At 62.2% G+C, this 25,079-nt stretch carries 33 protein-coding genes; 16 read left to right on the top strand and 17 right to left on the bottom strand.

Going from position 1 to position 25,079, the window contains the following annotated elements:
* Positions 1 to 11: 11 nt before the first annotated feature.
* The 15 genes from ATO9_RS03985 to ATO9_RS03920 all read right to left on the bottom strand — a co-directional run bounded on the left by ATO9_RS03985 (position 12) and on the right by ATO9_RS03920 (position 12,829).
* Positions 12 to 455 (bottom strand): hypothetical protein, encoded by a 444-nt coding sequence (locus ATO9_RS03985; RefSeq protein ID WP_043745233.1) that lies wholly within the window; start codon positions 453 to 455, stop codon positions 12 to 14.
* Positions 455 to 1,609 carry a DUF2213 domain-containing protein gene (locus tag ATO9_RS03980; RefSeq protein WP_156127770.1) on the bottom strand — a complete coding sequence of 385 codons (1,155 nt, stop codon included), beginning with the start codon at positions 1,607 to 1,609 and terminating at the stop codon, positions 455 to 457. The genes ATO9_RS03985 and ATO9_RS03980 overlap by 1 nt, the downstream gene beginning before the upstream one ends.
* 14 nt (positions 1,610 to 1,623) lie before the next feature.
* Positions 1,624 to 2,988: an anti-CBASS protein Acb1 family protein gene (locus ATO9_RS03975; protein WP_156127768.1), complete on the bottom strand. Its 1,365-nt coding sequence runs from the start codon at positions 2,986 to 2,988 to the stop codon at positions 1,624 to 1,626.
* Positions 2,985 to 4,364, bottom strand: coding sequence for a phage terminase large subunit (locus ATO9_RS03970; RefSeq protein ID WP_202902097.1), 1,380 nt, complete (start codon positions 4,362 to 4,364; stop codon positions 2,985 to 2,987). Before ATO9_RS03970 ends, ATO9_RS03975 begins: the two co-directional genes overlap by 4 nt.
* Positions 4,361 to 4,870, bottom strand: coding sequence for a terminase small subunit (locus tag ATO9_RS03965; protein WP_043745230.1), 510 nt, complete (start codon positions 4,868 to 4,870; stop codon positions 4,361 to 4,363). Before ATO9_RS03965 ends, ATO9_RS03970 begins: the two co-directional genes overlap by 4 nt.
* Positions 4,871 to 5,105: 235 nt before the next feature.
* Positions 5,106 to 5,639 (bottom strand): hypothetical protein, encoded by a 534-nt coding sequence (locus ATO9_RS03960; RefSeq protein WP_043745228.1) that lies wholly within the window; start codon positions 5,637 to 5,639, stop codon positions 5,106 to 5,108.
* A 373-nt stretch (positions 5,640 to 6,012) separates the two neighbouring features.
* Positions 6,013 to 6,930: a toprim domain-containing protein gene (locus ATO9_RS03955; protein ID WP_043745226.1), complete on the bottom strand. Its 918-nt coding sequence runs from the start codon at positions 6,928 to 6,930 to the stop codon at positions 6,013 to 6,015.
* Between the two features lie 4 nt (positions 6,931 to 6,934).
* Entirely contained in the window at positions 6,935 to 7,159 is a 225-nt protein-coding gene (locus ATO9_RS03950) for a hypothetical protein (protein ID WP_043745224.1), read from the bottom strand.
* Positions 7,156 to 8,721, bottom strand: a complete 1,566-nt coding sequence (locus tag ATO9_RS03945; RefSeq protein ID WP_052418083.1) for a DEAD/DEAH box helicase — start codon at positions 8,719 to 8,721, stop codon at positions 7,156 to 7,158. Before ATO9_RS03945 ends, ATO9_RS03950 begins: the two co-directional genes overlap by 4 nt.
* Entirely contained in the window at positions 8,715 to 8,981 is a 267-nt protein-coding gene (locus tag ATO9_RS03940; RefSeq protein ID WP_043745223.1) for a hypothetical protein, read from the bottom strand. Before ATO9_RS03940 ends, ATO9_RS03945 begins: the two co-directional genes overlap by 7 nt.
* Entirely contained in the window at positions 8,978 to 9,955 is a 978-nt protein-coding gene (locus tag ATO9_RS23365; protein ID WP_052418082.1) for a ParB N-terminal domain-containing protein, read from the bottom strand. The genes ATO9_RS03940 and ATO9_RS23365 overlap by 4 nt, the downstream gene beginning before the upstream one ends.
* Before the next feature lie 232 nt (positions 9,956 to 10,187).
* Entirely contained in the window at positions 10,188 to 11,891 is a 1,704-nt protein-coding gene (locus tag ATO9_RS03930; protein WP_043745219.1) for a helix-turn-helix domain-containing protein, read from the bottom strand.
* 2 nt (positions 11,892 to 11,893) lie between these two features.
* Positions 11,894 to 12,352 carry a hypothetical protein gene (locus tag ATO9_RS24190; RefSeq protein ID WP_052418081.1) on the bottom strand — a complete coding sequence of 153 codons (459 nt, stop codon included), beginning with the start codon at positions 12,350 to 12,352 and terminating at the stop codon, positions 11,894 to 11,896.
* A 91-nt stretch (positions 12,353 to 12,443) separates the two neighbouring features.
* Complete coding sequence (locus tag ATO9_RS24185; protein ID WP_156127766.1) at positions 12,444 to 12,629, bottom strand: hypothetical protein; 186 nt, start codon at positions 12,627 to 12,629, stop codon at positions 12,444 to 12,446.
* Positions 12,626 to 12,829 (bottom strand): hypothetical protein, encoded by a 204-nt coding sequence (locus tag ATO9_RS03920; protein ID WP_043745216.1) that lies wholly within the window; start codon positions 12,827 to 12,829, stop codon positions 12,626 to 12,628. The genes ATO9_RS24185 and ATO9_RS03920 overlap by 4 nt, the downstream gene beginning before the upstream one ends.
* A gap of 136 nt (positions 12,830 to 12,965) precedes the next feature.
* On the opposite strand from ATO9_RS03920, the gene ATO9_RS25100 reads away from it, so the two are divergent.
* The 16 genes from ATO9_RS25100 (at position 12,966) to ATO9_RS03840 (ending at position 21,503) form a co-directional block, all read left to right on the top strand.
* On the top strand, positions 12,966 to 13,604 hold the full coding sequence (locus tag ATO9_RS25100; protein WP_238318659.1) for a S24 family peptidase: 639 nt from the start codon (positions 12,966 to 12,968) through the stop codon (positions 13,602 to 13,604).
* Positions 13,601 to 13,819, top strand: coding sequence for a hypothetical protein (locus ATO9_RS03910; protein WP_043745213.1), 219 nt, complete (start codon positions 13,601 to 13,603; stop codon positions 13,817 to 13,819). The genes ATO9_RS25100 and ATO9_RS03910 overlap by 4 nt, the downstream gene beginning before the upstream one ends.
* Before the next feature lies 1 nt (position 13,820).
* Complete coding sequence (locus ATO9_RS03905) at positions 13,821 to 14,639, top strand: hypothetical protein (protein ID WP_043745210.1); 819 nt, start codon at positions 13,821 to 13,823, stop codon at positions 14,637 to 14,639.
* 338 nt (positions 14,640 to 14,977) lie between these two features.
* On the top strand, positions 14,978 to 15,379 hold the full coding sequence (locus ATO9_RS03900) for a hypothetical protein (RefSeq protein WP_043745208.1): 402 nt from the start codon (positions 14,978 to 14,980) through the stop codon (positions 15,377 to 15,379).
* A complete protein-coding gene (locus tag ATO9_RS03895; protein ID WP_043745205.1) occupies positions 15,376 to 15,711 on the top strand; it encodes a hypothetical protein in 336 nt (111 codons plus the stop codon). Before ATO9_RS03900 ends, ATO9_RS03895 begins: the two co-directional genes overlap by 4 nt.
* A gap of 2 nt (positions 15,712 to 15,713) precedes the next feature.
* Positions 15,714 to 16,097, top strand: a complete 384-nt coding sequence (locus tag ATO9_RS03890; RefSeq protein WP_043745202.1) for a hypothetical protein — start codon at positions 15,714 to 15,716, stop codon at positions 16,095 to 16,097.
* Complete coding sequence (locus ATO9_RS03885; RefSeq protein ID WP_052418079.1) at positions 16,094 to 16,891, top strand: hypothetical protein; 798 nt, start codon at positions 16,094 to 16,096, stop codon at positions 16,889 to 16,891. The genes ATO9_RS03890 and ATO9_RS03885 overlap by 4 nt, the downstream gene beginning before the upstream one ends.
* A gap of 11 nt (positions 16,892 to 16,902) precedes the next feature.
* A complete protein-coding gene (locus ATO9_RS03880; RefSeq protein ID WP_043745200.1) occupies positions 16,903 to 17,130 on the top strand; it encodes a hypothetical protein in 228 nt (75 codons plus the stop codon).
* 3 nt (positions 17,131 to 17,133) lie between these two features.
* Positions 17,134 to 17,829, top strand: a complete 696-nt coding sequence (locus ATO9_RS03875) for a hypothetical protein (RefSeq protein WP_043745197.1) — start codon at positions 17,134 to 17,136, stop codon at positions 17,827 to 17,829.
* Positions 17,829 to 18,011, top strand: coding sequence for a hypothetical protein (locus tag ATO9_RS03870; protein WP_043745194.1), 183 nt, complete (start codon positions 17,829 to 17,831; stop codon positions 18,009 to 18,011). The genes ATO9_RS03875 and ATO9_RS03870 overlap by 1 nt, the downstream gene beginning before the upstream one ends.
* Position 18,012: 1 nt before the next feature.
* A complete protein-coding gene (locus ATO9_RS03865) occupies positions 18,013 to 18,468 on the top strand; it encodes a hypothetical protein (RefSeq protein ID WP_043745192.1) in 456 nt (151 codons plus the stop codon).
* Entirely contained in the window at positions 18,465 to 18,881 is a 417-nt protein-coding gene (locus ATO9_RS25025) for a zinc-finger-containing protein (protein WP_043745189.1), read from the top strand. The genes ATO9_RS03865 and ATO9_RS25025 overlap by 4 nt, the downstream gene beginning before the upstream one ends.
* A complete protein-coding gene (locus tag ATO9_RS03855) occupies positions 18,878 to 19,228 on the top strand; it encodes an HNH endonuclease (RefSeq protein ID WP_081979428.1) in 351 nt (116 codons plus the stop codon). Before ATO9_RS25025 ends, ATO9_RS03855 begins: the two co-directional genes overlap by 4 nt.
* Before the next feature lie 174 nt (positions 19,229 to 19,402).
* Positions 19,403 to 20,059, top strand: a complete 657-nt coding sequence (locus ATO9_RS03850; protein WP_043745186.1) for a hypothetical protein — start codon at positions 19,403 to 19,405, stop codon at positions 20,057 to 20,059.
* Positions 20,056 to 20,292, top strand: a complete 237-nt coding sequence (locus tag ATO9_RS03845; protein ID WP_043745182.1) for a hypothetical protein — start codon at positions 20,056 to 20,058, stop codon at positions 20,290 to 20,292. The genes ATO9_RS03850 and ATO9_RS03845 overlap by 4 nt, the downstream gene beginning before the upstream one ends.
* Before the next feature lie 182 nt (positions 20,293 to 20,474).
* Positions 20,475 to 21,503 (top strand): tyrosine-type recombinase/integrase, encoded by a 1,029-nt coding sequence (locus ATO9_RS03840; protein ID WP_052418077.1) that lies wholly within the window; start codon positions 20,475 to 20,477, stop codon positions 21,501 to 21,503.
* Between the two features lie 245 nt (positions 21,504 to 21,748).
* Here the strand turns inward: ATO9_RS03840 and ATO9_RS03835 are convergent, their stop codons facing one another.
* Positions 21,749 to 24,331 (bottom strand): HWE histidine kinase domain-containing protein, encoded by a 2,583-nt coding sequence (locus ATO9_RS03835; protein WP_043745180.1) that lies wholly within the window; start codon positions 24,329 to 24,331, stop codon positions 21,749 to 21,751.
* Positions 24,312 to 24,950: a heme oxygenase-like domain-containing protein gene (locus ATO9_RS24170; RefSeq protein ID WP_043745178.1), complete on the bottom strand. Its 639-nt coding sequence runs from the start codon at positions 24,948 to 24,950 to the stop codon at positions 24,312 to 24,314. The genes ATO9_RS03835 and ATO9_RS24170 overlap by 20 nt, the downstream gene beginning before the upstream one ends.
* Positions 24,951 to 25,079 lie beyond the last annotated feature (129 nt).

Raw genomic sequence — 25,079 nt, 5'->3', positions numbered from 1 at the left:
TTGCGGCCTCCTTATGCCGATGCCGTCAGGAAGCTGTTGGCGATGCGGACATCAGCCAGAGCCCCTGCGGAGATTGCGCCGGCGGTGCCGTCGAAGAACGCGAGGACGCGCTCCGACGCACCGGCAGCAGTGAGATAGCCCGAGGCGCCCACCGTCAGGGGAGCGCCTTTGGCGTAGGTCGCTGCCGCCAGGCGCGCCTGGTACACCTCGCCCGGCTTCGGCCGGTAGGCCACGCCCGTATCACCCGAGGCATAGGCCGTGGTGATGTCCTGGTCGTAGAACTGGCGGTTGCTGAGAATTAGCAGCTCGGCCTCGATGTCAGCTGCAGTTGCGACGGTGAACTCGTCACCGTCTTCAGTCACGAGGATGCCGGGCAAATAGGCGCCGGCGACGGTCATGTTGGAAACCGTTTCCGGCTCCTGATTGACCGGGTGGCGATAGATGACGTTGGCCATTATGCGGCCTCCTTCTTTTTGCCGTCGATGGCCGCGTTCAGCGAGTAGTCGGCCCACTCGTCATCGTCGCCGCCGGAACCGCCCGATGCGCCGTTGAGCGCGGCCGCCTTGCCGGGCTCCGCCTTCTTGGCGAGGGCGCGGGCCGCATTGAGCGTCAGCTCTTTCGCGGTGTCCTCGTCCATGAGGTTGGCTTTCACGATCTTGGCTGTCAGATCGGCCAGCTCGGCCTGTTCCTTCGCCTTGTTGGCCGCGTCGATCTGGTCGACGTGCTCCTTGATCGGCTTCACGGCCTCGGTAACGGCATTTGCGACCGTATCGCCGATGCCCTTGATGCTGTCCGAGAGGGATTTGACCTCTTCGGAAAGCGCGTTGAACTGTTCGTCAGAAACAGCCATGTCAGCTTCTCCATTTGCTGCTGAGGTTTCCCGCTCGGAGGCTCCGCGAAGAGCCTCTTTGATGGCGGATGCGATGCGCTCGACGATGGAAGCGCGTTCCATCTTGTCGACCGCGCGGATGGCCCAGTCGGCCGCCCACTCCAGTTCGCGCTCGGCCTCTTCGAGCGCGGAATTGATGACCTCGATTTCCTCGGTCTCGCCTTTGGCGTTGACCAGCATGCCGACACCCTGATCGGGAGTGGCCGCGCCCTCTTCGTTCAGCAGGATCGCGTCGTGGTCGAATTCGATATCGCGGGCGATGAAGTCGAACTTCTTTCCGTCACCCTCTTCCAGATTGCAGAGCAGCCCTGTCGAGGTGTGGATCGGTTCACCCTTATTGATGGCGTCGATGACCGCCTTGCCTTCGTCAGACCGGTTGGCCACCGTCACGTCGATGACCTTGTCGAGGAACACTCGCCCGTTCTCACGCCGCGCGTTTTCGTTCCACGCGCCTATGTACCCGACATTGATCCCCTCCGGATCGCGCGCGCTGACAAACCGGTTGCCAATCATCGGGTGGCCGTGCGGAGCCGGGGTGCGGTTCAGGCTGCGAAAGCTCTTCTCGATCTCGTCTGCCGGATACTGGATGCGGTTCATCACCACGTCGTCAGGCAACGTGGCCGAAGGAACGATAATGACCTGGCGCCCGTTCCGGGTTTCCCGGCGCACAGCGTTGGTGTTGGCCAACGAGCGAACGTTGACCCTGACCCGTTTCGTCATGGGCTTTCTCCTGTTCAGGTTTCGTCGTCGGCAGGGTCAAGCTCAGGCTCGACACCCATTTCATCGTCACTCGGCTCTGGCGCAGGGCCTTCCATGTCGATGGCCCCGCGGATTTCGTCGCCGGTAAAAACGTCGTCGCCGTTTGTCTGGTTGATGCCGGCCATCTTCACGGCCCTCTCAATCTTCTCTGCCATGCTGGCCTCGGTGAGGTCGGTCCAACTGAGGAACCAATCGCGCTCCGGCAGGATCCCGAACCGCTCAAGCCTGTTCACGAACTCCATGATCGTCGGAACAGTCACATCTGACCGGCGCCCCATGCAGGTCTGCGCCCACTCCCGGGCGTCTTCCTGGCTGGCTCTCTCTCCGGTCTGCATCCCGATGAGGATCTTCACCGGCATTTCGACCGAGGCCGCGAAGGAGTTCAGCGCCACCCCGTAGAAGTGTTCCGGGCTCGGCAGGTTAACCGGCAGAGTCTTTGCTGTAATGCCCTGCACCATGAGCAGCTTGTCGAAGCCTTTCTGCCAGGCCTCGGTCTGCTCATTCATGGCGTCGGTCAGTTCGGCCAGCTCAACGCCCATGGCCTGCGCCATCTCGGTCAGCTTTGCCTCTTTGTCCACCTCGAGGACTGGCGAGGACTTGGCGTTTTTCCAGAACCCTTCACCGCCAGCGCCAGAAACCTTCTCCAGGGTCATCAGGTCGTTGTAGCCGGCTTCCAGAAGGCTTTCGCCGAAGACCGTGCCGTCCTTGGAGAAGATGACCACCCGATCCGGGTGCACGCTGAAGGTTCGGCCACGCGACTTTGCGCCGGTCCCCACGGCCACCTCTCGGAACTCGAAAATTTTCGGCTGACCGTAGGTCTCGGACCTCTGGTCATCGTCCCATTCGGAAACGGTCAGCTGGTTTTCCCAGGCTGGAATGACCTCGACCAGCGCATCCAAGCCGCCCGACACCCGGTCAACCGGTTCGCGAAACTCCTTGCTGTCTGCCACCCTCAGGATCAGAGCGCCATAGTTTCCGACCAAGGACCGCCGCTCGGCCTCGGCTACCCGCTGCCAGACGCGCAGATCAGCGAACCGCTGGCGCAGCTCAGCCTCAAACTTCGTCTCTTCGTGCTGGTCTTCCCGCTCCTGCAGAAAGGGATAATCCTGCCAGACCTTGCGGGACGTCTTGCTCACCGCCGCCTTGGCGATCGAGTTGCGCCGCCAAGCCGAATACAGCTGGTCAAAGGTCAGCGTCGTCGGCCAACCAAAATCCGCGTAGTGGTTATGCTTGGCGTTCTGAAAGTAGCCCGGGAACATCGCCGACAGGTTGCGGGTCAGTGCATTGCTCAGCAGCGCATTGCGCAGCAGCTCGCTCACGTTCAGGACGGGCTTGTTCATGCTGTGGCCCTCCGCTTGCGTAGGAACATTTGCGCCGGAGCCGACTGCCCAAGCATCAATTCAGTAAGAGCCCAGACCAGCGCGTCGGCCCGGTCGGGCGAACCGCCCCCAACGAAGCCCGCCGAGGTGAAGTTGCACATTTGGTCCTCGAGGTCGGGGAAGTCCCCAACGTGGTGCACCCTGCCCTGCTCATAGAGCGCGCTGATCGGCTCCGCCCGCACCGCCTTGCCGCGGCTGGCCACCACTTCCTTGAACGAAGCATTCTTATCGGCGGTGGCGACCGTGAAGCGGACCATATCGCCGCCGAAGTTCCGCTCTCCGACGATCCGATCCGCGCCGTGGTGGTCGTACCTCTCCACGGCCCGGCGCCCCCAGCCTTCCGGCGACATCTGGCAGGTCGCATCCTCCAGGATATAGCCATGCCCATCGACACCGAGCCCAGCGACAACAATCCCGATGTCATCGCCACCGTCATCCCCCCGAGTCCCTGAAGGGTCCACTGCCACTACGATCCGTTGCAGCTCCGGCGCCGAAGCGACCCGCAAGCTGTCGAGACCGGGCATTGTCTTGCCATCAGGTGCCTTGCGGTCCTCAAGCGCCCAAAGCGCACCGTTGACCTCGCTGGCCCATTCGCCCGCCTCGAAACGCAACCGCTTGGCGGCCGACATGCTGGCCAGGACGTCGAAGTATTCAGCCGGAAGGTTGTCGACGTTGTCGGCCGGGTTCACCAGCATTTCGGCGTAGTCAGCCGGATTCGGCAGCGCTTCCTTGGTCCCGGGTTTCAGCTTCGCCCGAAACATCTGATAGGACCAATGTAGCTTCGATGGCGGGTTACAGTCGAAGTAGGCCTTGAGCGCCAAGGTCGCGCGGCCGGTCACCTCAGCGATTTCCGGCGCCAGCATGCATTTCTGAGCCAAGCGCGACATTGCTGTCTCGACAGACCCCCAAGGTATCTGACTGCTCTCATTGAAATACAGGGTGGCGTATTCCTGGCCGAGGATCTTCTCCACCCGCTCCTTATCGTCGAGACCCGCGATCCAGATTTGAGAGCCGTTCGGCAGCTCCACATAGAAGTCCGTCTTGTCGAACCTCACCCGAAGATCGGGAAAGCATAGCTTCAGAACCTTCGGAAGCGTGTCCGACCAAACCGAGGTCTTTGCGTGGTTGAACCTGAACCGGAAGATCGCATGGCGCGACCCTGGAGCGTTGATGGCCCGTTGGATGATGGCCCGGATCAGGATGAACGTCTTGCCCGAGCGCGACCCACCCCGGAGCATGATGTTGCGGGCCTTGCTCGCGAGTAGCTTGTTGGCCTCGCGCTGCTTGGGCGTCAGGGTCGCGATTGGCGGGCCGCCGTTGTGCCCGATACTGCTCACAGCTCGGCGTCGTCCTTGTTGACCGTCAAGCTGATCCCGCCCTTGTGCTCGACCTGGTCGCGGAAGGCTTGCACCTCGACATGCTTGCCGATGAGCTCAATCCGCTTGATGCGGTCGGAGATCTTGATCTTCTTCACATGCCCGACGACCTGGCCCTCGACGGTGATCTCTTCCACGTCCAGGCCAGCTACCAGGCCTTTGCGCCAGATGGCGGGCCATTCGTGGACCGGCTTCAGGTTTCCGTTATCGTCGTAGAGATCGGCCATGTCGGCATCTGCCTCATCCGCCAACCGTTTCAGCACCCAATCACTGTCGATCTTGGTCCGATCTGAGCGCTCACCCTTCGCGGAAGCTATCGCTTCAGCGATCTTAGGTTTTCTCAGGTTCTCATGGCCAACCGCGGCTGCCGTCTTCCCGCTGTAGCCGGCCCTGATAGCCGCCTGTGTCGCGTTCAGGTCGATGAGGTACTCTTCGACGAAACGCGCCTGTTTCGCCGTGAGGCTCATGCGCCAATTCCTTGTGCTGTGATGATCCCCACGCGCCTCGAATTCCCGGAAAAGGTCATGAAACCATCCCCAGCCACTCCGGGTTTACGCTGCCGCGCATAAGAGACTATGACCGCCGCGTGGGGGATGACGGGGGTAAGGACGGACTGGGAATGAAAAACGCCCGAGAGGGGTTTCCTCCGGGCGCATACGTCTTCCGATTATGCCAAGCATTGTGCCAAAATTAGTCGGATAGTCAATACCTGCGTATTGCCTCCCACATATCGCGCATCGCCTCCTTCTTGGCCGCATGCAGTGCCTGCTTTGACAACCCGGTTGCCGCGCAGACGGACCGGTCTCTTACACCGCATGCCTTCAGATAGACCGCCTTCTTTAGGCGCGACTTGGCGCCCTTCCTGGAAAGTGCGTATCCGTGCCAGACATCCAGAACAAAGGTGGCCCGATCGATCTGCTGAGACGAAGGGATCGGCTTGGCGGATACCTCCGAGGGCGCATCCTCCACCTCGCCTTTGATGTAGGCCATCATCAGATGCCAATAGGATACATCGTCGGGCGCATCAGGCATGGCAGACTTCGCCGGGAACCCGGTCCGTGGCGGCGCTGTAAAGGCCCGAGACGATACGTCTGCGGCCTCGCACAACAAAGCCCACATGACGTGGCTCTCATCCATCTTCACGTCGCTTCGGACCATGTCCTGGGCCATTTCCGTGCCAGCGGCGATCATGGCGCGAAGGTCGTTTTCCGCCAGCTTTCGCATCTGCATACCCATACGCCGTCCCCTTCTCTACGTTCGAACGTTGCTTTTTTTGTCTCTGTCCATCAGTTCAGCCCGTTGTGACGGGCATAGGACGACCAGCCCCAGCGAACGCTGAGGTTGGTCCCTGCACCCGCCGCAGTCTTGACCTGTCCATTCAGACGAGCCCGCCGCTTCAGGCCCAACAGGTCGCGCGTTCACGCCTGTCGGTTGGTGGCTACTTGCGGCGCTCGAACGCTGCGCCGGGGATCGGGCTTCCACCTTTCGGACTGCCCTTTGCCTTTGATCCCGCCCCGTGGTAGGCTTTCCGCAATATCTGGTGCCACTGTCTGTCAAACCGTCCACCAGTTGCGGCCCCGCGTTCCGAGAGCGCGGGGCCTCTCCATGCTCAACCCCCTCGCACTTCTCGCAAATGCACCGCCACAGCGCGGAGGCCGTGCTCTTGATGCATATCGTTGAAATCCCCAAGCGCGGGCGGCATGGTCCACACCCGCCCGCTCTTGGCCGCGTAGAACTCACCCGTGCCCTTCCCGTGCAACTGCTCGAGCGGCTTGTCATGGTCGGCGGCGATGATGCTGCCGGACAGCCCCTCAGCCACCTTCGCGACGTTGGCCGCAGAGAATGCGCTGAGGACGGTCGCTGAACGCCCCAGGAGGCGCAGAGCGGCACGCACAGACAGCGCGGTCGCATAGCCCTCAGCCACCCAGGTTTCTCGCCCGGTTGCCAGCCTGTGTGCCGCTCCCTTCATCGGAGCGGCCTTCATGTTCAGCTTGGCGCCCTCGGCATCGATCAGCTGGACCGTAACAACCTGCTTCGCGATCCGGCCCGGGATGACCAGGAAAGGCCCGGCCATCTGGCTTACCTGATAGCGCATGCCGTCGAAGAACTCGCCAGACGGGATCAGTCGCGCCGGATCATCCAGCACGTTGCCGATCTCGTCTGGGAAACCCTTCCGCTCAAGGTATGGATGGGCGAGAGGTTCACAGGCTGCTACCATTGCCGCTGATGCCCGCACGGCCGCCTGCCGGCGCTCCTGGTCTATACGCTCCGCCTCGGGGTCACGGCGTGGCGGCTTGACCTCACCAGGCCCAGCCAATCCATCCAGCTTGAAGCGCTGCTGCTGCCCCGAGGACCAATTCCACGCAATTCCGCCTCGTCCATCGTCGAAGATCAGAACTCGCCCGGCGCCGTTAGAACGCCCCTTTCCCACGACTGGGCAAGCAACCCACTCACCCGCCTTGGCCTTCCGGGGCGGTTCAATCTGCACTGCAGCGCAGGCTTGAAGCATGGCGTCGTGAATACTCATCGGATCACGCCTTCGGAGGGAAAGAACCGATGGCAATGTAGCCAGGAGGAAGCAGGGTCACTGCTCCATCCGAGACACGGACGGCTCCGGCGACCTCCATGCGGCGCAATGCCCTCAACGTAGACGGCCGATCCCGGTCGATCCGCTCGCTCAAAGCGGCGAGATCGCACCCCCCCCCAAGCACCCTCAGGTTGTCGATGATGCGGCCTCGCAGTTCGGTGATCCTCATGCCGCTCTCCGTGAATTCTTCCGGAAGCGCTTCACTTCGCGATCAATCAACGCGAGCGCCGAAGGATCGACGGACTGGGGGATCGGAGCATCGAACCACCCGAAGGGCAGTTTCTGGCCGGGGTAAATGTCCCTGAACACTCCATAACTCCAGCGCCGCGCGTGATCCTCTCCCTTCCTTGTCCGCTCGGACGTGAAGAAGAGGGCTGCGTCCCAGACCATGCGCGGGTTCTTGAGGCAGTCGGCGCGAAGCCCTGGCCGGGGCTCCATCAGCATTTCCTGAGGCTTGAACTCGTGCATTTCGCCAGCGACATTGACGACACCAGACCGCGCGGGCTTCTCCCACCCGCACGCCATGCAGGTGTTGCCTCTCAGCGTGCCACTGCACTCCGGACAAACGACCTTTTCGCGAACGTGCTCGCCGCGATCCCTCGGCTTGCTGTCGCGCTTGGCAGCATGAGACAGTTCGCCAACGCCATTTTCCCAGATGTCGAACATGTCGACACCAAACCGCTCGATGTTGCCCGAGTGATCAAGCCAGAGCGCGCCTTCCTTGTCGTCGTGCGTTCGCATGATCCGCCCGATCTCCTGCATGTGGCTCGACAGGCTCTTGCGGTAGGGCTTGCAGGATATGCCGCACTTCACGTCCGGCACGTCAAAACCCTTTGTCAGGACACCGCAGGAGACCAGACCGTCGATGATGCTGTCTGGCCGGCGGAACTCGGCAATCTTCTCGGCCCGCTCTTCGTCGCTGCGGTCGAGATAGCTGATCTGCTGAAAATTGAAGCCCGCTGCGGAAAACGCGGCGCACAATTCCCGCCCATGCTCGACAGTCGGCGAAAACACGATCGTCTTGACCGGCCCGCCGAATTCCTCGCGCGTCTTTGTGATCCACTCCTGGACCACATCACCGACGATCTGGATGCCGGCGGTCGAGGCGCTGCTGTCTGAGAACTCTCCGTAGCTGTTGAGCCCAAGCTCAGCGTCCTCAGGGGATTTCGCGATGAAGATCTTCGGCTCGACCAGAAACCCGTCGTCAATAAGCTTGCGGGTCGGGATGACGTTGACGACATCGTCCCAGTCATCAGCCATTCCGGCAGTGAACGGGGTAGCTGTCAGACCGATTTTCACCGCATCAGGATGCCGGGCGATGTATTCAAGCGTTGCCTTGTACCGGCAATGCGCCTCGTCCACCACGATTACAGCGGGGTCTCTCGGCAAGGTTCGGCGCGCCAGCGTCTGTGCGGAGCAAACCTGAACATTCTCGTTCGGCATCCATCGGTCGTTGATGCCCTGCACGATCCCGTGCTGAATGCCGTACTCGTCGAATACGGCGCTGGTCTGGTCGACCAGGGCAACCCGATCCACGATGAACAGCGCATAGCTACCCTTCCGGTCTGCCTCCTGCAGCAGATGCGCGGCGGTCAGCGTTTTTCCTGCCCCGGTTCCAGCACACAGCAATAGGCGCCGCTTTCCGTCCCTGATCCCGTTGCGCAGGTTCTCGATCGCGTCTGCCTGGTAGGGGCGCAAGTTGATCTCTTTGGGTTCCTTGAAGTTCAGCATTTGGCGGCCTCCCGCTTCATGATTTCCTCATAGGCTGCAGTTTCCGCTTCATGGCGGGCCTGGCCTCCGTCGAATTCCCTGATCGCAGCTCGCTCCAGCCAGTCGTCATATGATGGCCAGACCTCGCGCATGAGCTCGTCCCTGCGCTCTCCAATCCACTTGATCGCCGCATCGGTGAGACGGCCGCGCCGGAGCCTGATCCGCCATTGATCTCGGACGACCTCGCCTCCGTTGGCGCGTATGCGGTCGAGGATGCTCAAAGGGGTATCTCCTGCCCCTCAAGCTGCTTTCTGAGCCTGTCGATTTCGGTTTTCTGCGCGTTGACTTGGCGTTGCAGGCGGGCGGCGTTGGCTTGATGCTCCTTCGATCGCCCTTCGGACTCGCGCAGTGCGCGTCGAGCGTTGCCAAGGGCCCGGCCGCCCTCGAGGTCATCGAAGGCTTTGAGTTGGGCTTTCAGTTCTTTCACCTCGGACTGCGCCGCCTTGCGCTTGGCCTTCTCGTCCTGCAGGTCCGCCCGTAGGCCGATGACCTCGTCCTCAAGTCCCTCGCGCGACAGTTTCGAAAGCTCTTTGCGTTCCTTGGCGTGGGGGTCAGGTAGCGTATCGGGGGCTTTCGGTTGCGGATCTTCGGATTTCGGCTCCGGTTCGGCTCCGGTCGGTTGATGATCCGGCTGGGGTTCAGGCACGGGGGCGCTCTCCGCGGGGGGGCGCACCGCCTCTGCAGGCTTGCCGATCTTGGCCGTGTTCATGGTGGCCTCGGTGCCGTGCTTGGTGGTGTAGGTGCGCGGCTCACTGTCCAATTGGACAGTGACGGATTCCGATCGGTACTTAGAAACCGTCGTGGGTGAAGCGCCAACGTGCCGGGCTATTTCCCTGTCGGACCACCGCCCCCATTCCTCATCCTCCAGCATCATCATGATTGCCCGCCGCCTATCCTCGCGCGACCGCCGAAGACCGTGGGCCTTGTTGGCAGCAGCGGAGTGCAGCATCGCCCGACGCCGGTCTCCCTGACGGACCTCTGCCGGCACTTCCGTGCGCCCGACGCGGGCCCATGCCGCGACCCGATGAAAGCCATCGGCCAGCCAATAGCTCTTGCCGTCGTAGTAGACGATGCAAGGCGGGAAAACCGTGTCCGGATCAGCCATGGCCTCCGCGTACTCAGCCACGGTCTCCTCATGGATTTGGGCGCGCGACTGCGTCCCGCCGTCAGTTCGAATTTTCGCCAGTTCGATCATCGTGCATGTCCTTCTGAATCCTGCCCACGCACTTTCCTCCGGCTCCTCCGTGCGCCGAATGCACAGCCCTTCGAGCCAGCCGGGTTGATGCCAAGAGCCTTGCCCCGCGCCAGGAGCGCCGCCCGCTCGCCGGGAAGTTCGGCTCGGTATTTGCCGAGAACGCTCCACCAGCCTTCGACCTCACCAGCGGAGAGAGTGGCGATTTGATCGAGCTTGGGTGACGCGGCCATGTTCAATGCTCCACGAACGCGACCGGGCCACGGCTGGCCCAGCAAAAGCCGCAGTTGCCGCAGTGGCGCCCGTCGTCATCGCCGTTCATGGATGCCGTTTGCTCAGGGCAGACGATGGCATCCCCGATGCGCTTCTTCTCGGTCGGGAAGTCGATCGTGAAGCTGCCCCATTCGCCGGATCGCCCGCTCGTGCGGATCATGAAGCGGTCGGGACAATCAGACCGAAGGGCGTTGATCGCATCACCGATCGGTGTGCCCGAGGGGCGCGCGGTAAAGCCGAAAGCATTAAGGTTCGGCAGTTCGGCCAGCATGCTCCGCCAGAATTCGACGTATTCCACCGACCAGAAATCCCCGAGGATATGCAGCCGTACCAGGACCATTTCGTTGACCCGGCAAGCATCCTTCAGTTCTTCTGCCAGCTTGCGCATCAAGCCCGGGCCATGGGCAAACCGATGCGCATATTGCATGCCGTTGCCGTAGCACTCCCGGTAAACCAGGCAGGATCTCGGGCAGGTCGCCCGCTCCTCCAGCGTCAGGGTGAGGATCTTGGCCCCCTTCAAACGCCCCTTCAAAACGCCGCCACCGATTTTCGATGAATTCGCCCCGTCCTTCAGGACGGTCTGGCTTCCGTCCAACGGGTCCCGGCGCGAATGCGGGAACATGGTTTCGTGAAGATCCTGAGGCGCCAGCCGCGAGGCCTGGCCGGTTGGCACCGGTGTCGTCTTGAACCGCCGCCGGTCACGAACTTCTGCACGCTTACGCTCCGCCTTCCGGGCCTTCTCTTCTGCGATGTGATCAACCCGACCAGCTGCTCGGCCCCTCCGCGGGATCGAAATGCCGAGTTCAGTGCAGTCCTTGTAAATGGTCGCGCGGCTGCAACCGAGGCGCTGCGCGATTTGGGGGCCAGTCAGGCCTTCCTCGATCAGGCGGGGGATCTGAGCCCGTCGCCCCTCATTGCCGCCAGCATCCCGGCGCTGCGTCCGGTTCGGCGAAAGGCCGAGGCGCTTGCAATCCGCGCTGATGGCCGAGGTGCTGACACCGAACTTCTCGGCCAGCTGAGGATTGGTCATGCCGGATGCGACCAGAGCCGGCAGTTGAGATCGGCGCTCAATCGCCTCTTTCAGTTCGCGCTTGTAGGGTGAGGGTGGCGTCAGGCCGAGTGCCGACAGGTGACTTTTCACCGTCCGGATATGGATGCCGGTTTCCCGCCCAATCTGCGCTGCCGTTTTCTTGCCGTCGAAGGCGTCCCGGATTGCCGCCCGGTTCTTTTCGACGCGAGGGTCGTGCCGGGACTTCGCGGCGATGGCCTTGGGCGCAGTCTGGGCCGTCAATGCGGGCTTCGGCTTCGGTGCAGCCCGCCTTCTCGTCTTCTGTTGCTGCTTCACGCCCAGACCGAGGACGGAGCAATCCTTGTAGATGACTTGGAGGCTGACCCCGAGGGCATCCGCCGCTTCCTGGGCCGTCTTGCCATCGTGGATCAGGTCAGAAACCTTGATGCGGCGGGCCGCAACCTCTGGCGTTGTACCGCTCTTGCGGCTCTTGCGACGGTTCGCCTCCCGCCAGCTTGGGCCGGTGGATTCGAGCGTTCTTCCGTTCCAGACATACGGCGCTTGCGAAGTGGTCCCGGCTGGAACCTTGGTCACCTGGTTCTTTGCCAGAAAGGCATCGATCAAGGCTTGGTCGGATGAGGAGACAGCGTCAGGCATGGTTACGACACCGTCCGGGTTACCGGCAGAATACCGGCGCGGTGGTCGAGGTCCCGGATTGCATCGGAACAGGCGTCGCGGGCCTCGATGAGTTCGCGCCGCGTCTGATGCGGGCATGCACCGGAGTTCAGCGCAATGACGGCCTCGGAGTGCTCTTTGACGATGGCCGACACGTGCTGCGAAACGGACTGCGCCGGGGCTTGGTCGTGCGCGGTGAATGCGCCCCCGGCCAGCGCCGCGAAATGCTCGGCGATGGCGCGGGCATAGGCGGGATCAATGCGGCCAAGGCGGTCGAGGTAGTTGACCCCCAACCCACCTGGGCGGTGATCGTTGACCTCAGTGCCATAGCTTGCCGTCGAGAGAGCGATGCCGAGAAGCTCTGCGGCTTCTTCGACACCACCCGCTGCCCGATAGGTGGCCGCAACGGCGCTCTGGATTGTTCCTGCCTTCGTTGGCCTCATGTGAAAAATCCTCTGTCGGTTTCGCTTGGCGGCGGGAAAAGGGGCGCTCATTCTCGCCGGTATGTCAGTGAGCGATGCATATTCAGGCCGTTCAGGCGGCTGGGATGCGGATCGGCGAAAGCCGAATGATCCGTGTGATTTCGAGGCTTCCGACTTTGTGACGGATCTCGATTTCCTCGGCCTGGGCGGCGAAACGGTCCAGCACGTCCCAGAATTCAGAACGATTATCGTCGGAGACTTCTGTGGCCGTCGCCGCTGGTTCAGGTGTACCGCTCAAGCTGCCACCTCTCGATCCGGAGGAGGGTTGTCTGCCATGTACCGGCGGAGCCGTTCCTCGGCATCCTCTTCTCGCTCGAGTTTCTTCCGAAGCCGGTCGAAGTACCGACTGTTGTTCAGCACGCGCACCGCCAGAGTGGCCGGGCTGATACGCGCGGCGTCGCAGTATTCTTCGACGTCTTTGATGAGTTGCTCGGTCATGGCTCAATAAATGGCCAATTGTCCAGAATCTGTCAAGGACAAATGGCCAGTAGAATTGGCCTGCGCTACTGCATTTAGTGGCCACATGGCCAAAAACATCAGAGACCAGTTCCTTGACTACCTAGGCGCTACGGGAATGTCCGTCGCAGAGTTCTCCCGACGCTCTGGCGTGAGTTACGATGTGCTGAACAAGCTGAAGCGTCGCGACAGCTCAAGCACATCGGCTGAAAATGCTGAGAGAATTCGCAATGTGATCGAGACGGTAGTCGAATCGCAATACGAAGCGCAGATCGCAGCCCCAAGCCTCAATGAGGACACCCCCGCTTTCCAGCGCGTCGAACCAGGGGAACCCGTCCAGACCGAAATCGACCTTGTGCCAGTGTACGACCTATCCGCCAGCGCGGGATACGGCGCGGTAATAGACCAAGAGACTGAGGTCTACTCCCTCGCCTTCCCACCCGCCTATCTAAAACGCCTGACCAGCAGCAGTCCCGGCAACCTCGCCATCATCAGCGTGAAGGGCGAGAGCATGGAACCGACGCTCCTGGACGACGACATCGTCCTGCTCGACGCGAGCAAGACGAACCTCAGCTTTGACGGCCTGTTCGTGCTGCGCTTCAACGACGCCCTACACGTAAAGCGCGTGGGAAGGTCGGTGAAGCGGGGCCATGTCATGATCATCTCGGATAACCGGGAACTATATCCGCCTCTCGACGCTGCTGTCGATGACATCGAGCCAGTCGGGAAGGTGCTCTGGTATGGGCGCAAGGTATGACCCCGGAACAACGCATCCTTGCCTTGGAACGCGAGCTGGCCGACACCCGCTCCGCTTCCGCCCGCATGGTGGCGGATATCATCCGGGGCCTCGTTGAGACAGAGGCTGGCAGAGCCGAGGTGGCCGACGACTTGCTCGCCAGCGCAAACGACAGCAGGACGGCGCCGATCGAGGCCAGACTGGCAAGGCTGATGGCGGCTGCGTTGAGGGGGTGATATGGATTTTGCGGAGAATACCTGTTTTCGTTTGGCAGACGTGTACGCCGCGATCGCTGAATCAGATCCCAAAGGCAACCTTGTGCAGGGTCTTGCCGCGGCATTCCCAGAAGTCGACTCGGATGAGGCTCGGATCGCGATCATCCATTTGTTCGATGACGCCATTGAGGAGATTGCTCACCTGCCTGGCCTGCCCGAGCAGAATGTTCGTGACATGCTTAGCAGTGTCCGCCACTTTCAAGGATTAGCGCTGAAGGGACTTGCGCAAAATGCCGTCAAAGAGTTCGTGGCGGCCTCTCAGGCCAAGAACGTGATTGGAACCCTTCGCCTAGTCGGAAACACAGTCGCGACAAGCCGGATAGCTACGACACAGAAATTTGACCGACAAGAATTCATAGGAACTACCGAAACCATGCTGGAAGCCGTTAGGGCTTCTACACTTCCCGAGATGCAGAAGGCCGTCGTCGCCCTGAAACTGTCTGCATTGCTCCGCATCATGCATGAACGCGAAGGCGCTTCAGATGATCAGATTCGCCGTCGATTGAAGGGAATTTTCGCGGATCTGCGAGACGAGTTTGAAAACGTAGACGGCGAGCAAGCCGAATTTCTGGAAAAGTTCAGAGCATGGGTTGCATCTTCAATGAAGGGCGGTGCGTTCGCACTGGGATTGACGTCTGATGTCCTGACCCTGGCAATGATTGCAGGCCCTGTAGCCTTGGCGATTACCAACCAGAACTCGGAAGTCAAGTTGATCGAAGGTCCGGGTGCGGACGGTCAAATTAACACCAAGCCGACCGACGAGAAAACAGCGAACGACTGATCGCAGCCCCCTGCAGGATACCAAAAAGGTAAACTTGGGCCGGTGACAGCCAGCCCTCTATAACAAAGAAGAAGGTCATAGGTAGAGCGACCAACGCCGCTGCCAGAATTATCAACCTCATCCACCCTCTCCCGCCCGGCCCTGCGCCGGGCTTTTTCATGTCCGCCAGCACCGCGCTGACACCGGAACTGTAGCACAGCGATTCGGGATTGGCCAATTAAGTTTGGCCATTTGTCCTTTTTCTTGCTTGACGTTTGGCCAATTGTCCTATTATGCTATACCCATCACCCGCCGAAGACGCCACCCGGCAGATCGCGGAAACCGATGGAGAGAAGCACATGCTCACCTTGAACGAAGCCCTCAGCAAGATCGACCAAGGCTGGAACCTCAGCCGCGAGATCTCCGAACGCGCTGTCATTGTCCGGTCCCACGCTCAGAAGGGCCATGTTGAGCGGGCTGAAGAAGTTGCTTTCGAAATCGACACCCTTCAGCGCGCCATGTTCCACCGGAGCAACCCGACGAGCGTGTGGGAAGGCGACCGCACCGACGGTATCGTCTGGCGCATGTCCACCGCAGCCTGGGCCGACAAGGCCGTGCACGGCTATCTTCTTTCCCGCTACCTGGTCACGCCATTCGGCACGTCCCACGACAACGCTGAGGCGCTGGCTCGCCGCATTCTTCGCCCCCGGCTTCCGCTCAGCCTTGAGCGCGTCGACCAGTTTCAGCGGGTGGCGGCATGACCCCCGAACACTCACGGAACCCTGCCCGCTCCTCCTCCCTGGGTGGGTCCGTCGGACAGGGGCTCTCCTCCTCCCTGCCCCTGTCCGCCCCGATCACCGGAGAAGTCGGCGACTGGCTCATCAAGAGCCGCCGCGACCTCCGCATCCGCAACGCCGTCAAGGCCTGCCGCGAAGGAACGAAGATGCCGGGATACACCCCTTCCAGCAAACCTATCGCGGAGATCCCGCCGAAGCCTGCCAAGGCCTACTGGTTCGACCGCCCCAGTGCGTTCATGGCCGTCTGTGCTGTCATCAGCCTGATTGGCCTCGCGATCATCGCTTGGAGCGCTTGACCATGACCGGCAATGCCCATTTCATCGCCAGCTTGTACGGCGCGACGCGGGCGCACACCCGTTATCACGCGGAGCTCCTGTCATTCGAAGCGGGAAACCCCGCCAGACGGGTCGACCTCGGTTGTCCGCCCCACGTCGCCACTGCCACCGCCAAGGCTTTCAACCGCGCGATGCAGGCGCAGCTCGTCGAGACGTCCAATCGCCCTGTCTACGAATACCGCGGTTTCCTGTTCTGGCCGGATGGCCTCGACGACGCCTGGGAGCTTCGCCGCAAAGATTGCGTGATGGACGATATCCGGCCTGCCGCAGGCCTCTTCGACGCCATGGACCAGATCGACGCAATTCTCGACCGGGACGAAACCACGAACTCGGAGGACGCCGCATGACCACCCAGCAGAAAGTCAAAACCGACGGCGCAGCAGAAGTGCAGCCCAAGCCGACCGGCCTGGACCTTCTTCGTCAGCCGTTCGCCGCCCATCATATCTCGAAGCTTCCGAAACCCACCAGGAAGCAGACCGAGGAAGTCAGAGCGGATTTCAAGAAGGGCATCCGCTGCCAGCAGTGCGGCCAGTGGCATCATCCGCAGGTCCAGCACCTGGATTACGTCGGCCATGCCGCCCTGACCGACCGCCTTCTCGATTGCGATCCCAACTGGAACTGGGAGCCCGTGGCCTTCTCGGATAACGGCACTCCGCTCCTGGATGAGAACGGGGGCATGTGGATCAAGCTGACCGTCTGCGATCAGACCCGCCTTGGTTACGGCCACCCCGACGGCAAAAAGGGTGGCGACGCAATCAAGGAGGTGATCGGCGACGCGCTGCGGAATGCCGCGATGCGTTTCGGTGCCGCTCTCGACCTCTGGCACAAGGGCGACCTTCACGCCGATGAGCCCACGCCTGACGCAGATAGCGCCGACAAACGGACCCAGCAGCAGCCTGACAACCAGGTGCCCGAGTTCAATGCCAAGTCGGAGACCGACAACGTCATCGGCAAGCTTCAGGAGGCGCGCGGTATCGACACGCTGACCGAGCTTTGGCGGGAAGCCGGCGAAACCATTCTGAAAATCAAGGGCGCGTCGAAAGCCGAATACGACCGCCTCTCAGCCGAGAAAGATCGCCTGAAGGCCAAGCTCACCCAGACTCGCAACCACGATCTCGGCGACGACGAGATCCCGTTCTGAAAGGACGCCTCATGTTTATCACCTGCAGCTTCAAATCCGACGGCTCCGGTCGCGCATACACCTACCGGCATGAACTCGAAGAGCCTGTCGCGCCTGGCGACCGCGTGACGGTCCTTGGCCCTGACGGTGTCGAGAAGATCGTCACTGTGGTCGAGGTCGATGTCGATGAGCCCGCCTTCGCCTGCAAGGCGACCACAGGCATCTACCAGCCCGAGACCTCCGAAGAGCAGGAGACCTGAGCCATGGATGGATCGAACCCTGCTGTCGGGCACAATCGCCCGCCAGACCCGATAGACGAGGCTTTGGCCCCCTTCTCGGATGCCATCGCAGAAGCTGAAAACTGGCTGGATGGCGAGCCGGTCGAGAACGAAGGTCAGATGAAAGCCGTGGATGCGCTGATTGCCGACATCCGTAAGGCCGGAACTGCCCTCGCCAGCGCCAAGAAATCATCGACTGCCCCGCTCCATGACGCGTGGAAGGCGGAGATCGCCCGCTGGAAGCCGACGGAAGATGACATCGAGCGGATCAAGAAGAGCCTTGTCGCTCTCGTCGATCCGTTCAAACGCAAGCTTGCAGCCGAAAAAGCCGAGGCGGAACGGAAGGCCCGTGAAGAGGCCGAGGCCAAGCGTCGGGAAGCAGAGGCCAAGGCCCGTGAAGCCCGTGCAGGCGATATCGAAAGCCAGCGCGAGGCCGCTCGAGCCCAGGCGGAAGCCGAGGTGTCACAGAAGGCTGCGGCCAAGGCTGGCAAAGACAAGCCGAAGGGCCTCCGGACGGTCACGAAGTTCGAGATCACCAGCCACCGTGACCTCCTTGCCTGGCTCTACAAGAACCGACCCGACGACATCGCCGCCTTCCTCGAAGAGTGGGCGCGCCGGAACCATCGCGAGACCCAACAGGCTGACGGGCTGCGGGTCTGGCAGGAGAAGGAGGCATACTGATGCCAGCTCTTTCCGACGCCGACCTTCTCGCTGAAATCGAGCGCCGAGCCGAAGGAGCTGACCCGATGTGCGGCCCTGACTACCACGCGATCGTCAGCGACTTGGCCGAAGAGGCCGGCCTGCCGTTCGAGCATGTCCGGGGGATTTGGCTGGACAGCTGGAACATGAGCGGGGTGGCGTGAAATGGCGACACGCGTGATCCGTGATCCAGACGACATCGGAAAGCTGGCGACGTTCCTGTCGGCCCGGACAAAGTTCCCGTTGACGCTCACGGTTACGCAAGGTGTCAGCCGCCGTCCGGCTCAGAATCGCCTGGCACAACGCTGGTACACCGACGTGTCGCGCCAGTTGGGCGATCAGACCCATGAGGAAGTCCGTGCCTTCTGCAAGCTGCACTTCGGCGTGCCGATCCTCCGGTCAGAAAACGAGGCGTTCCGCCAGTCCTATGACCGGACGATGAAGCACCTGCCTTATGAGGAAAAGCTGGCCGCGGTTCAGGCCTTCGATCTGCCCGTGACGCGCCTCATGACGGTCAAGCAGATGACTGCGTTCATGGATGAAATGCAGCGCCATTGGGCTGGCCTGGGTGTCAGGCTGACCGATCCGGAAGCCCTCAAGTATGAGGAGGAATTCGCATGACCACAAAGGCAATACATTGCTGCGGGTGCGGTCTTGAGGTCGCCGCCCGGCTGACGAATGGAGCAGAGGTTTATCCGCATCGATCCGACCTGGCGAAACTGCCCTTCTGGCGGTGTGACGCATGTGGGAACTGGGTCGGGTGTCACCACAAGACAAAGAACCGCACCAACCCTCTAGGGTGTATCCCAACACCTGAGCTGAAGGCCGCGCGCCAGCACATCCACCGCGTTCTGGATCCGATCTGGCAGTCTGGAGATATGGAGCGAGGGGAGGTCTACCGCGCGATTGAGAGCCGACTTGGCATGACGACGCGATATCACACCGCCCAAATCCGAACGGTTGATGAAGCTCGCCAAGTCTACACGGCTGTACGTGACATCGCGGCCGAGAACGGTGGAGCTGTAATCGAATGAAACGCAGCATGTCCACCACCCGCCGCGCGCGCATCTTCGCAGCAGCAAACGGTATCTGCCACATCTGCGGTCAGCCAATCGATGGGACGAAGGAAGCATGGGATGCCGACCACGTCATCCCCTTGGAAATCTCGCGCGACGACAGCGACGACAACCTGCGTCCAGCACACAAGCGGTGCCATTCCAGGAAAACGGCTGAGAGCGACATGCCCGCCATCGCGAAGGCAAAGCGGGTGAAAGCGAAGCACGAGGGCGCGTTCAAAACCAGAAATCCGCTGCCTGGAAGCCGCGGCTCGGCGCTCAAGAAGCGCATCGACGGAACTGTCGTCAGGCGAGGGCCTGGATGAAAGCCATTCGACTACAACAACTGCTCGGCATGAGCTGAGCCCCACCCCGGCGCCAGTGGCGTCCCCCTATTTCATCAACCGGCGCAATAGCGCCCCCAAGCATGGCAGCGAGGGCAAGGGGGATCGAGGCGGCAGCGCCTCGGCCGGGACCAGATTTCAACGGAAGGACGGCCCATGAAAAAGACAGCCCGCGTTCTGATCGGTTGCGAGCGCAGCGGCATCGTCCGCAATGCCTTCCTGGCGCTCGGATACGACGCATGGTCCTGCGACCTGGAGGCGTCCGACGATGGGTCCAACCGCCATATCCGCGCCGATGTTCGCGACCTTCTGCAGGATGGCTGGGACCTGATGACCGTCATGCATCCCCCCTGCACCAGGCTGACTAACAGCGGCGTCCGGTGGTTGCACGTGCCGCCTCCAGGGCGGGACCTGTCGGACATGTGGGCCGAGCTGGACGAAGGTGCCGCTCTGTTCTCAGCCTGCTGGAACGCGCCGATCCCGTGCATCGCGGTCGAGAACCCCGTCATGCATCGTCACGCCAAGGAACGGATTACGAATTTCGAGCCGCACGCCCAGAGCGTCCAACCTTGGCAATTCGGCACGGACTCATCCGGCCCGGACAACGTCAAGAAGCGGACGTGCTTCTGGCTGCGCCGCCTGCCCCCGCTTGTGCCGACCGGATCGCTGGACGGCACGACCGCCCGGCCGGAAATCCATCGCGCCAGCCCTGGACCGGAGCGAGCCCGAATCCGCAGCCGATTTTTCCCCGGCCTCGCAGCCGCGATGGCAGACCAGTGGGGCCGAGCAGCAACGCAGGAGGCGGCGGCATGACCACCGCCACGCTCACAGGTTCCACCGTGCGACTGACCCTGCACACCTGGTCCGAGACGTTCCCGCTGGAACTCCTGCCCAGCCGAATTGCGCTCTATCGCGGACTACGGGACCGGGACGGCGGCGCATATGCCGCGATCTATGAACCGACCGTGGCCGCGCTGGAGGACTTGGAGCAGGGCGACTCCAAGTCAGTCGGAACATCCGGCGAAAAACCACAAGTGGAGGGCTGACGGATGGGCGCGCTGCCAGATTGGGCCATCGAACCGATCATCGGGATCGACAATGCCGCGCGCGTTCTCGGCATGTCACCGCGCGCTCTGTCTGACCTTCTGAAGTCGAATCCCTTTTATGAGCAACGCGGCCGCGCTTATGCTTTCTACCCGGAACACATCGCCAAGCTGAGGAACGCCCGATGCCGCTCAAACTCGACAAGGTCAAAGGCTCCGACAACTGGTATGCGATTGGAACCGTCGCCGGTCAGCGCATACGAAAAAGCCTTGGCACTCGCGACCGCCAAAGAGCGGAGGAACTGAGGGCACAGATCGAAGCGCGGGCCTGGAATGCCTCAGTCTATGGTGAAGCGTCCGTCGCCGTATTCGAGGATGCCGCCCTGTCCTATCTGGAAGATGGCCATGACGGCAGGTTCGTCGCACCTTTACTGCAGCACTTTCGCGGCCGTCCTTTGCGGGAAATCACCGGGAAGGAAATCCGGGACGCCGCAAAAGCGATCTACCCCAAAGCCTCGAACGCAACACGAAACCGCCAGGCCATCACGCCCGCGAGGGCCATCATCAACCACGCGGCCGACCAGGGCCTATGCAGCGCGATCCGCGTCAAACAGTTCCCCGTCGACAAATCACCCCGACAGGCAGCCACGCTGGACTGGCTGACGGCCTTTCGATCGATTGCCAGCGAGCGCAACCCGCGACTGGCCGCCCTGGCCTGGTTCATGTTCGAAACCGGCGCCCGGCTTGGCGAGGCCGTCGCCCTGTCCCCCGAGCGGATCGACCACATCAACTGCCGGGCAGACCTCGGCCGGACAAAGAACGGCGAACGGTATCATGCGGATTTCTCGGCCGAGCTGCGAACCGAGCTGATCCGCCTGGCGGCTAGGAACGGCAAGGTCTTCGGATACAAGAGCCGACATTCGGTTTATGGCCCATGGCAGACGACATGCCGCCTGGCCGAAATCCCCTACATACCGCCGCACCAGGCGGGCCGGCACAGCTTGGCGACACTTCTGAATGACATGGGGTGGACGGCCAACGACATCGCGGAAGCCGGTCGCTGGAAGAGCGTGCGGCTGGTGCAGGAAACCTACGTGCATCCGGATGGAAAAGGTAAGGCCGCAGCGGGCCTGATTGGCAAAAAAATGACAAAGCCCACCGGGCAGACCGGGCAGAAACGCAAGGAAATCAAGAGGAAGGGAGATAAGGGATAATCCCTTAGCAGGGGAGCGCCTTCGACCACTCGGCCACGTCTCCGTCGACCCGTGTAACCAGTGTACGACAGCGGAACAAGGGGATTTTGCCGGGTTTCGGGAAAATCCAACAGGATGCAATGCAGAAGGTTCGCGGGCCCGAAACACGGACCGGCGACAGGTGGCCGCCGGTCACGACCACCCCAGCAAGAGCCGCGCGGGCCCCAGCTCATGGGCAAAGGGCCGGCCTGCGCGCGGGCGATGGCTTATTCCGACGCGATCACCTCGGCAAAGGCGACGCGCAGGCTGTCGGTGGAATAGGGCTTCTGCACCACCTTCACATCCGGGAAGGTCTGCCGCATCGCGCCGGTTTCGCCATAGCCGGTGGCCAGCAGGTAGGGGATGCCCAGGGCCGCAAGACGTTCCGCCACGGCGACCGAGGTCTCCTGGCCGAGGTTGACGTCGACAAGTGCGACAGTGACATCGGTGCCGTCTTCGAGGAAGGAGAGCGCCTCGGCATTCGTGGCGGCGACGCTGACATCGTCACAGCCCAGCTCCTTCATCATGTCGGTCGCGTCGAGGGCGATGATCATCGTGTCCTCGACCACCAGCCCGTGCCCCTCCAGCGGGTGATCGGGCAGGGCCATCGCATTGTCGACCTCGGTCAGGGGCGATGTGCCCTCGGCATCCCCGCCCACATGACGTTCGGGGATCGAGAACTCCGCCACTAGGCCGGCGATGTTGTAATCGACCCGCGCCGTGCCCTGAAGCTCGTGCGGGACAGTGCGTTCGATGATGGCCGACCCGAAACCGCGCCGCTTGGGCGCGCGCACCGGCGGGCCGCCGCGTTCGGACCACAGGATCCGCAGAGCGCCATCATTGGCCCGCATCAACTGCACCGCAACACGGCCCGACTCCGTGCTGAGCGCACCGTACTTGACCGAGTTGGTGACCAGTTCGTGGAAGACCAGCGCCATGCCCGAATACGCCGCAGGCGACAGCAGAGGCGTCGTGCCCGAAATCTCGACCCGGTCGGGATTATCGGCCAGGAAGGCGCGGATCTCGACCTCGACCAGTTCGCGCAGGCTGACGGCGGACCAATCCTGGCGTGTCAGCTGATCATGGGCGCGGGCCAGCGACTGGATGCGTCCATCGAGACTGGCGATATAGGTTTCGACGCTGTCATCATCCACGCGGCTTTGCGACACCAGCCCGCGGATCAGGTTCAGGATATTGCGCACGCGGTGATTCAGCTCCGCGATCAGCAGCTCCTGCTGGTCATGGGCGCGCTTGTTGTCCGCGTTGGCCTTGTCGGTGATCTTGAGGACCACCTCCAGCAGGGTAACGCGCAGCGCATCAGCCATCCGGACCTCCGCATCCGTCCAGGGGGCGGAACAGCCGGTCACGGTCTGCTGCCAGGCCTCGAAGGATTTGCGCGGGGTCAGGCGCTGGCCGTTCGGGCCACCGGCCTCGACGGGCTTGTCGGGATTGCCCGCCCAGGTCACCTGCTGCATCAGTTCCTTGCGGAACAGCACGATATAGTCGCGCGGCGTGCGCGAAATCGGCAGGGCCAGCATCCCGCAGGCCCGGTCCGAAAAGCTTTCGCCCATCGGGTAGACCCGAGAAATCTCGTTCGTGGAATAGACCCGCGACAGCGGCGCGGTGTTCAGGAACCGCGCAAGGCCCAGGAACTCCTCCTTCGTGGGGGCAGAGCCATAGGCCTTGTACGCGCCACCGCTGAAGATCGCGATGCCGTCATGAGCAATGCTTTCGGACACGTCTTCGGCAAAATCGGAGAAGAACTCCAACAGCCCCTCCCCGTCCGCCATGCGGGAAATCACCCGGTCATGCAGCCCTTGAGCGCGCTGAAGCTCGACTGTTTCGGCCTCGCTTTCCCATTGCGCCAGCTCATAGGCGAACAGCTGGCCGAACAGCTCGATCGCGGTGCGTTTCTCGAAGTCGATGTAATGCGGTGTGCGGTTGTGGCAGGCCAGCAGGCCCCACAGCTTGCCCCGCCGCAGGATCGACACGGACATGGAGGCCTGAACCCCCATGTTCCGCAGGTATTCCAGATGGATGGGCGACACGGCCCGGGTCGCGGCGAGCGACAGGTCCAGCGGCTCCCCCTCCGGGTTCACGGCCGGGGTCACGGCCGAAACCGGCGCGTTCACATCGGCGATCAGGCGCAGCAGGTTGCGGGTGTAGAGCGCGCGGGCCTGTTTCGGGATGTCGGAGGCCGGGAACCGCAGGCCCCGGTAGCTTTCCAGCGACCTCTCTTTTGCCTCGGCCACGACCTCACCGCTGTCATCGGCGGCGAACTTGTAGACCATCACGCGATCGAACCCGCTGATCATGCGGATACCCTGCGCGGCCTGATCCAACATCTCCTGCATGGAGCCGCGGGTCGAGATTCGGTGAACCAGCGCCTGCACCGCGCCCAGATCGTCGCGGTCGGGGCTCAGATCGGCCTTCTGTTCGACCTCCAGAACGAAGGACCGGCCCGATTGGTGGATGGCGGCATCAAAACGACGGCCGTCCTCGAACAGGTCGAAATCAATGATCCGGACGGTCGCATCCTCATGCAGCAGGCCCTGCATCTTGGCCCGCATCTTGCGAATGGAGGCCTCGGGCAGCAGGTCGGCCACGGGCACGCCGTTGATCTCCTGTGCCGTCTGGCCCAGCAGGTCCGCAATGTTGTCGGATGCATGCGCAACGATCCAATCCGGCGACAGGGCCAGAAGATAGCCGTAGGTCTGAATTGTCCCGAGGATGTGGATCGGTTCCCGCTCGCAATTGGTCAGGTCGACCTGATCCGCGTCGAAGGCCCGTTCAGGGGTTGGTGGGGTCACGCGTGGCGTCTCCTTTCGGTGCGGAGGCTGTCCGCACCCTGATGTCCCCGGACCGGTCCCACCCGGTCGCAAAGAACTCGAAAATCTGTTCCGCATCCCCAGTGATACGGTCGGCCCGGTCGCCGCTGGCCGGTAGATCGCCCAGGTGCATGACAAGGTCACGCCAGGGCTGCGGCGGGCGCGGCAGGGTAAAATACTGCCCTGCGGCCCGAACGTCATCGTCGGTGCCCTCGGCCCAGCTGCGTCGCAGGACGGTGGTGCCAAGGCCCGATCCAAGAACCATGTAGTCGATGGCCAGACCCGACAGCGGCGGCTCGTCCGCCTCGGGCCGGTCTTCCTGCCCCGCCACGTCCCGCGCATCGGGCGCGTCCAGCGTGGCCAGATCGGCATCCAGCGCCTCGGCGATCCGGGACAGCAGCGGCGCGGTCGCCGGCGGATCCTGATCGTCCAGGCGGGCCATCACCTGCCTGAACCCGAACGATTGTGCAAACAGGAAACGCCGCAACCCCTGGCCTGTCGTCAGGTCGGCAAGCGACAGCCGGCTGTCCAACCGTTCGTGCACGTGGCTAAGGTCATCGCGCAACCTGGTGCGCAAAGACCGCTGATCCTGGAAAGGCATGTGAGTGTCCTAATCGCGCAGGGCCAAGCCCTATGATTCTACCGTAGGTTCAAGCGTCCTTATGTCAAAGAGACAAAGGCTAAAAGTTAATTTGGGACTATTCTTTTCCTGCCGGTTTTCTCGTTCTAG

The sequence above is a fragment of the Pseudooceanicola atlanticus genome (genome assembly GCF_000768315.1).
In the GTDB taxonomy this organism is placed as follows: domain Bacteria; phylum Pseudomonadota; class Alphaproteobacteria; order Rhodobacterales; family Rhodobacteraceae; genus Pseudooceanicola; species Pseudooceanicola atlanticus.
This window is presented reverse-complemented; position numbering and strand designations above follow the sequence as displayed.

Bases quoted from the DNA above. Each gene is read 5' to 3' on its own strand.
- ATO9_RS03985 (WP_043745233.1), bottom strand. From the start codon at position 455: ATGGCCAACGTCATCTATCGCCACCCGGTCAATCAGGAGCCGGAAACG.
- ATO9_RS03980 (WP_156127770.1), bottom strand. From the start codon at position 1,609: ATGACGAAACGGGTCAGGGTCAACGTTCGCTCGTTGGCCAACACCAAC.
- ATO9_RS03975 (WP_156127768.1), bottom strand. From the start codon at position 2,988: ATGAACAAGCCCGTCCTGAACGTGAGCGAGCTGCTGCGCAATGCGCTG.
- ATO9_RS03965 (WP_043745230.1), bottom strand. From the start codon at position 4,870: ATGAGCCTCACGGCGAAACAGGCGCGTTTCGTCGAAGAGTACCTCATC.
- ATO9_RS03960 (WP_043745228.1), bottom strand. From the start codon at position 5,639: ATGGGTATGCAGATGCGAAAGCTGGCGGAAAACGACCTTCGCGCCATG.
- ATO9_RS03955 (WP_043745226.1), bottom strand. From the start codon at position 6,930: ATGAGTATTCACGACGCCATGCTTCAAGCCTGCGCTGCAGTGCAGATT.
- ATO9_RS03950 (WP_043745224.1), bottom strand. From the start codon at position 7,159: ATGAGGATCACCGAACTGCGAGGCCGCATCATCGACAACCTGAGGGTG.
- ATO9_RS03945 (WP_052418083.1), bottom strand. From the start codon at position 8,721: ATGCTGAACTTCAAGGAACCCAAAGAGATCAACTTGCGCCCCTACCAG.
- ATO9_RS23365 (WP_052418082.1), bottom strand. From the start codon at position 9,955: ATGATCGAACTGGCGAAAATTCGAACTGACGGCGGGACGCAGTCGCGC.
- ATO9_RS03930 (WP_043745219.1), bottom strand. From the start codon at position 11,891: ATGCCTGACGCTGTCTCCTCATCCGACCAAGCCTTGATCGATGCCTTT.
- ATO9_RS24190 (WP_052418081.1), bottom strand. From the start codon at position 12,352: ATGAGGCCAACGAAGGCAGGAACAATCCAGAGCGCCGTTGCGGCCACC.
- ATO9_RS03920 (WP_043745216.1), bottom strand. From the start codon at position 12,829: ATGACCGAGCAACTCATCAAAGACGTCGAAGAATACTGCGACGCCGCG.
- ATO9_RS25100 (WP_238318659.1), top strand. From the start codon at position 12,966: ATGTCCGTCGCAGAGTTCTCCCGACGCTCTGGCGTGAGTTACGATGTG.
- ATO9_RS03910 (WP_043745213.1), top strand. From the start codon at position 13,601: ATGACCCCGGAACAACGCATCCTTGCCTTGGAACGCGAGCTGGCCGAC.
- ATO9_RS03905 (WP_043745210.1), top strand. From the start codon at position 13,821: ATGGATTTTGCGGAGAATACCTGTTTTCGTTTGGCAGACGTGTACGCC.
- ATO9_RS03900 (WP_043745208.1), top strand. From the start codon at position 14,978: ATGCTCACCTTGAACGAAGCCCTCAGCAAGATCGACCAAGGCTGGAAC.
- ATO9_RS03895 (WP_043745205.1), top strand. From the start codon at position 15,376: ATGACCCCCGAACACTCACGGAACCCTGCCCGCTCCTCCTCCCTGGGT.
- ATO9_RS03890 (WP_043745202.1), top strand. From the start codon at position 15,714: ATGACCGGCAATGCCCATTTCATCGCCAGCTTGTACGGCGCGACGCGG.
- ATO9_RS03885 (WP_052418079.1), top strand. From the start codon at position 16,094: ATGACCACCCAGCAGAAAGTCAAAACCGACGGCGCAGCAGAAGTGCAG.
- ATO9_RS03880 (WP_043745200.1), top strand. From the start codon at position 16,903: ATGTTTATCACCTGCAGCTTCAAATCCGACGGCTCCGGTCGCGCATAC.
- ATO9_RS03875 (WP_043745197.1), top strand. From the start codon at position 17,134: ATGGATGGATCGAACCCTGCTGTCGGGCACAATCGCCCGCCAGACCCG.
- ATO9_RS03870 (WP_043745194.1), top strand. From the start codon at position 17,829: ATGCCAGCTCTTTCCGACGCCGACCTTCTCGCTGAAATCGAGCGCCGA.
- ATO9_RS03865 (WP_043745192.1), top strand. From the start codon at position 18,013: ATGGCGACACGCGTGATCCGTGATCCAGACGACATCGGAAAGCTGGCG.
- ATO9_RS25025 (WP_043745189.1), top strand. From the start codon at position 18,465: ATGACCACAAAGGCAATACATTGCTGCGGGTGCGGTCTTGAGGTCGCC.
- ATO9_RS03855 (WP_081979428.1), top strand. From the start codon at position 18,878: ATGAAACGCAGCATGTCCACCACCCGCCGCGCGCGCATCTTCGCAGCA.
- ATO9_RS03850 (WP_043745186.1), top strand. From the start codon at position 19,403: ATGAAAAAGACAGCCCGCGTTCTGATCGGTTGCGAGCGCAGCGGCATC.
- ATO9_RS03845 (WP_043745182.1), top strand. From the start codon at position 20,056: ATGACCACCGCCACGCTCACAGGTTCCACCGTGCGACTGACCCTGCAC.
- ATO9_RS03840 (WP_052418077.1), top strand. From the start codon at position 20,475: ATGCCGCTCAAACTCGACAAGGTCAAAGGCTCCGACAACTGGTATGCG.
- ATO9_RS24170 (WP_043745178.1), bottom strand. From the start codon at position 24,950: ATGCCTTTCCAGGATCAGCGGTCTTTGCGCACCAGGTTGCGCGATGAC.